Origin of the sequence: Bradyrhizobium shewense, from assembly GCF_900094605.1 — a bacterium.
Lineage (GTDB): Bacteria > Pseudomonadota > Alphaproteobacteria > Rhizobiales > Xanthobacteraceae > Bradyrhizobium > Bradyrhizobium shewense.
The window spans coordinates 1-4,783 of record NZ_FMAI01000077.1; the positions used below are offsets into that span (position 1 = coordinate 1).

5 protein-coding genes and 2 pseudogenes are annotated in these 4,783 nt (G+C 58.2%); 5 read left to right on the forward strand and 2 right to left on the reverse strand.

Annotation, left to right across the window (positions count from 1 at the left end):
- Nucleotides 1-315 (forward strand): annotated as a pseudogene (locus tag GA0061098_RS46870) (recombinase family protein); the annotation flags it as partial.
- Nucleotides 316-359: 44 nt separating this feature from the next.
- Here GA0061098_RS46870 and GA0061098_RS46875 read toward each other — a convergent pair.
- Nucleotides 360-1,333 (reverse strand): annotated as a pseudogene (locus GA0061098_RS46875) (IS3 family transposase); the annotation flags it as partial.
- 446 nt (nucleotides 1,334-1,779) lie between these two features.
- On the opposite strand from GA0061098_RS46875, the gene GA0061098_RS43135 reads away from it, so the two are divergent.
- From GA0061098_RS43135 to GA0061098_RS44620, 4 genes are all read left to right on the forward strand, one after another.
- Nucleotides 1,780-2,736 (forward strand): extracellular solute-binding protein, encoded by a 957-nt coding sequence (locus GA0061098_RS43135; protein WP_091968154.1) that lies wholly within the window; start codon nucleotides 1,780-1,782, stop codon nucleotides 2,734-2,736.
- A gap of 62 nt (nucleotides 2,737-2,798) precedes the next feature.
- Entirely contained in the window at nucleotides 2,799-3,092 is a 294-nt protein-coding gene (locus GA0061098_RS43140) for a type 2 periplasmic-binding domain-containing protein (RefSeq protein WP_129591134.1), read from the forward strand.
- 355 nt (nucleotides 3,093-3,447) lie between these two features.
- The gene (locus tag GA0061098_RS43150; protein WP_091968167.1) at nucleotides 3,448-3,987 is read left to right on the forward strand and encodes a maleate cis-trans isomerase family protein; all 540 of its coding nucleotides are present in this window, start codon (nucleotides 3,448-3,450) and stop codon (nucleotides 3,985-3,987) included.
- A gap of 24 nt (nucleotides 3,988-4,011) precedes the next feature.
- Nucleotides 4,012-4,218, forward strand: coding sequence for a hypothetical protein (locus GA0061098_RS44620; RefSeq protein ID WP_129591135.1), 207 nt, complete (start codon nucleotides 4,012-4,014; stop codon nucleotides 4,216-4,218).
- A gap of 261 nt (nucleotides 4,219-4,479) precedes the next feature.
- Here GA0061098_RS44620 and GA0061098_RS43155 read toward each other — a convergent pair.
- The coding region (locus GA0061098_RS43155; protein ID WP_245324006.1) for a hypothetical protein at nucleotides 4,480-4,783 on the reverse strand (304 nt) is incomplete at its 5' end.

A 4,783-nucleotide genomic window follows, 5' to 3' on the forward strand; every position in this document is an offset into this window, starting at 1 on the left:
CGCGAGCGCGTCACATCAATGCGCTCGAACTACCACATCCCGGTGTTCAAGCCCGCCGAGGACGGGATCGAGCCATGGCTCAACCTTGGCAACGCCGCAAAGCTCCTGAAGATCGCGCCCAAGACGCTCCGACTGGCCGCTGAAGCCGGCGAGATCGAATCCATCCATCCTCTGCCGGATGGTCCTTGGATCCTCGCCCGCACCTGGCTGATAACAACTGCTGCTCAAACTATCGCCGAACGAGCGCGACAGAACCCAAAATACCCCGCGGGATCGCATCCCGCCCAACAAAATCTCTTCTCTTCAATCACATAGCCAGATGGGTGTTCTGATGCGCAGTTGTAGTCGTCTTTCTAGGCCGCCAGCACGGCGCGAGCCTGTGCTAGCGAGGTCAACAGCGTCTCATTGAGAAATTCGTCGGGCAGGCGGGCGTTGAAACTCTCGATGAAGGCATTCTGGGTCGGCTTGCCGGGCGCGATGTCGTGCCAATCGATCTGCCTTTCCTGGCTGAAGCGCAGCACCGCCATGCTGTCAGTCGGTGCCGTCGTCGGACAGGCACATCGTCGGCCGGCTGCGCCAGGCGATGATGCTATCGAGCTCACGCACGACCTGCAGGCCCGGCAACGAGCTATCGGCGACCAGCGCCGGACATTCGCGGGTGAAGTCGTCGACCACCGCCAGGATGCGGAAGCGTCGGCCATCAGCAAATGCATCCGACAGGAAGTCGAGGCCCCAGCGCTGGTTGGCTCCCTGCGGGATCGAAAGCGGCGCCCTGGTGCCGAGCGCCCGTTTGCGTCCACCACGCCGGCGGACTTGAAGCCGTTTCTCGCGATAGAGACGCCGGAACTTCGTATGGTTCATGATCAGCCCCTCACGGCCCGTCAGCGCCAGCAGATGAAGGTAGCCGAACCGGCGGCGGATCGCCGCCAGTTCGCGGAGACGGGCACGTACGAGAGCATCGTCGGCTCGCCGGCCGCGATAGCGCACCGATGCGCGATCTGCGCCAAGGACTTTGCACGCCCGCCGCTCGCTCGCTTCGAAGGTAGTCCGCACATGAGCGACGGCCTCTCGTCTCGCGACGGGCGTCACCATTGTTTTGACGTTATCGAACATCGCCTGGGCCAACAGCTTCTTCAGCTTGGCGTTCTCGCCCTGCAATGCCTTGAGCGGCCTGGCGTCGGACACCTTCCAAGCCGCCATGCCTCGCCTTCCACTTATAGAACGTGGCGCTGAAGATCCCGTGTTTATGGCAAACATCGGCCGTTGCTGCTCCGGCTTCCTGCTCCCGCAGAACCCCAATGATCTGCTCATCTGTGAACCGACTTGGCTTCATGCTCCATCCCTTCCCACGTGACAGACTCTACTCATTTTTGGAGGAGTTTGCGGGGCTCAGACCAAGTTCGCCCTCTCGCGTCCGGGATCCCGCCGAAGGACGACTACAACGTACAAGGACGACTAACGGTACGACGAAGTATCATTTGTGCGAACTAATTGCATCGAACAGGCAAGTGTGTCCTCTAGAAGGTTGCTCGAACCAACAACGGAGAACGACTATGGCTGGAGCGCTCTATGTGAAGAGCGAGGACATGGTATCTGCGCAGATGCAAAACGACGCCGGTGGCTCCGCGAGTGTTTGCCAATTGGTCGGTCCAGAAATCAGCAAGACAATCGACGCGGGCATCGCCACGTACGATGGCTGCTCGATTGAACGCAAGGTAAATTATGATGAGACCATCGTCGTGCTAGGAGGAATACTTCAGAGTCTCACCGGCGAAAGCGATGGCCGTGTCATTGAAGCGAAGTTCGGCGATGTCGCAGGCGAGAGCAAGCGAAAGGCTTGCTCCCGCTGCCGCACCTGGCAGCGATTGCGGTATAGCCTGGTTACTGACGCGACTGGTCGGATTCTCTCGTGCGCGCGAGCTGATGTTCCTGGCCGAGCGCATCGATGCCGAGCGGGCAACCAAGCAGAATTCCGGGGACTCATTTTGCAGCCTGAGTCGCCGCTCACTGCTGCAGTCGACCGCTGCCTTACTGAGCGTACCGCTCGTCGCCCAGGCCACTAGCGCTTGGGCACAGGACAAGCTCGCGGGCGCTGGAGAAGTCGTCGCTTTCAGCTACGGTGGTTCTTATACTGAGGGCGTTCGACGATATGTTTTTGAGCCCTTCAAAGAGGCCACCGGCATCAAAGTCGTGGAAGCAGTTGGCGATCTACCTGTGCCACTGGTTAAGGCGATGTTCGAGGCCGGTCGGGTCGATTGGGATATCGCATATCTGCCGCGCAAGAACTATCCAGAGATGCACGAAGCTGGAATGTTCGTGCCGATTGATTACAGCCTTTGGGATCAAGAGTCCCTTGATGGTACTTCCAACGAGGTCCGGCTCAAAGATGCGGTCTATATTGACTATAACTCCGAGGTCCTCGCCTACGATCAGCGCGCGTTCCCGGGGGGCGGGCCCCAAACCTGGGCGGATTTTTGGGACGTAAAGAAATTTCCTGGACCGCGTGGTCTGTACGCTTCTGGGGATCAGAACAATATCCGGTATGCGCTTATCGCCGCCGGCTTCAGTAAGAAAGACATGTGGCCGCTCACGGACGACAAGCTCGATATTGCGTTCAAAAAACTAAACGAGCTTAAACCTCACATCTCCAAGTGGTGGAGCGCTGGAGGAGAGCCGGCGCAGCTTCTGATCAACCGAGAATACGTGCCACGAGTATGTACGATGGCCGTGACATAGCTGCGATCCGACAAGGAGCGTCAATTAAAATCAGTTGAGACGGCGCTCATGTGGGTCCCACTTTGGGAGTGATTCCGAAGGGCGGTCCCAATACAGGGAATGCACAAAAGCTGATTGCCTTCTTGAATCGCGCGCAGATCGCCGCCGCGTTCACGCAAACGACTGGCTATCCGGGTCCAAATTCAAACCAGCTCAAATATTTGCCGCCCGACTTGGCGCCACTTCTCAGCATTAACCCGGTGAACGCTTCAAAGTTTATCATTGATGATTTCACCTGGCTCCAGACGAAACGTCCGGATGGCAAGAGCAATGAGGATCACATCCAGGAACGTTGGCTCGCATGGCGCGCAGCATAAGATTGGTAGCGATCCAGGTCCGACTTCGGCGCAGCGCCGTCGTTGAGTTGGGGCGTATCGGGCGTTAGGCACGGGTCCAATAATGCTGAGCAATCCCAAAGTAGCCCGAGGTTATCTCGGGCTTAGGCAGGTATGAAGTTAAAGGAGATTTAGATGCCCCAGCAGTCATTTGGCCTCGGGATCATCGTGCCGTCGAGTAACACGGTTTTGGAGCGTGACTACACGGGGCTAGGCTTGGACGGTGTTAGCTTCCATTTCAGCCGAGTGCTCAACTCTGAAGACACTATCGAGCAGCTTACGGCGATGAGGGAAAGCTCGCGTGAGGGCTGCGCGGCTGCTTAGTCATCCCCGTCGGATGAAAGGCATTGCCCTCGGTTGTACGGGCGGCAGTTTTGTCGAAGGCGCAGGCTACGATGAAAGCGTTGTGAAGGTGATGGAAGAGGCGTCGGGCCTGCCTGCCGTCACAACATCCGGAGCAGTGCTGTCGTCGCTTCGCGCGCTCGGCGTCCGGAAGATTGCAGTCTTTACTCCCTACGATGAATGGCTGTCCAACCGTCTCGTGAAATTTCTTCAGGGGAGCGGCTTCGACATTGCGATGCACGCCTTTGGATTTGATCTAAGGACGACACTTGAGGATAACTGCTGGGAACCCCTTAACGATTGGGTCGCTCCCCAAGTACCGAATGATGCCGATGGTGTGTTCATTAGTTGCACAGACTTTGGTTGGTTGCGCGGCGTCGCACCGCTTGAGGAGCGGATCGGTCGCCCCCTTGTAACAAGCAACCTCGCCACTCTCTGGCACTTGCTCCAAACCGTCAACGCGGCCGACAGGCTGCCCGCGAACCTTTCGCGGCTGACCGAGGTCTCCGAATCCCGCTTGAGCAATGTGGGGTGACAGTTTTGAGCAGGAACTTCAGTCTTGCAAATCATCGATCCGGCCAACGCTCCGGCTGGTGGTCCGGAAATCGGGCGCCGAATGGGGTTTGAAGTGACGGCCGCCCAGCTTGCCAACATGCTTGAGAGCGGGGGAAATGTGGGCCAGATTGCCCATATTCGTTGCCCAGGGTTGGCTATCGAGCCATACGCAAGTCAAACCGTCATGGCGTCCCACGACTTGCCCGAATAGAGCTGGAGTCTCTGCCCGAATCGAAAGCCTCAACGGCTGCCTCAGTGTAGTCAAAGGCGGCAAGGCTGTAAGCATCCTATTGGTGCCAGGTCGGCGCCGGGACTTACTTCGCATCGACGCTGGCGAGATCTTTGCCTTAAACTCCACTGCAGTGCTGCTCGCGGCAGCCGAGAGCGCACGCACCAAATACCCGTTGAATGCGTGCCCGCCTCTTAAAGTTGCTGAGCACTGTCAAACCGACCTAGCAGGCTGTTGAAGAACTCAGCCGCGTTCGCAAACGAAGCCTGAATCGTCGCCATTGTGGATGTAGAAGTGGCCGACAAGCCTGCCTGCAGTGCCGATCATCGCCCATCCGCGACCGCAGGACGGATCATTCTCGTCGTGCCCTTCCCATGAGAACTCGGCGCAAGCCGATCCGTCGCGGGTGCCGTAGCGCACGTCCAGGAAGCCCTTAAGGGCCCCAAAAGCGATTTCGCCATCGAATTTGCCCTGGAAGGTGAGATGCGCCTCTTCGACAAGATCGAGGAAGTCGCTGTCCCAGACGTCCATCTCGACGATGCGCCAG

What these genes read in the sequence shown, in the direction of transcription:
- GA0061098_RS43150 (WP_091968167.1), top strand. Translation starts at nt 3,448, where the DNA reads ATGAAAGGCATTGCCCTCGGTTGTACGGGCGGCAGTTTTGTCGAAGGC.
- GA0061098_RS43135 (WP_091968154.1), top strand. Translation starts at nt 1,780, where the DNA reads ATGGCCGTGTCATTGAAGCGAAGTTCGGCGATGTCGCAGGCGAGAGCA.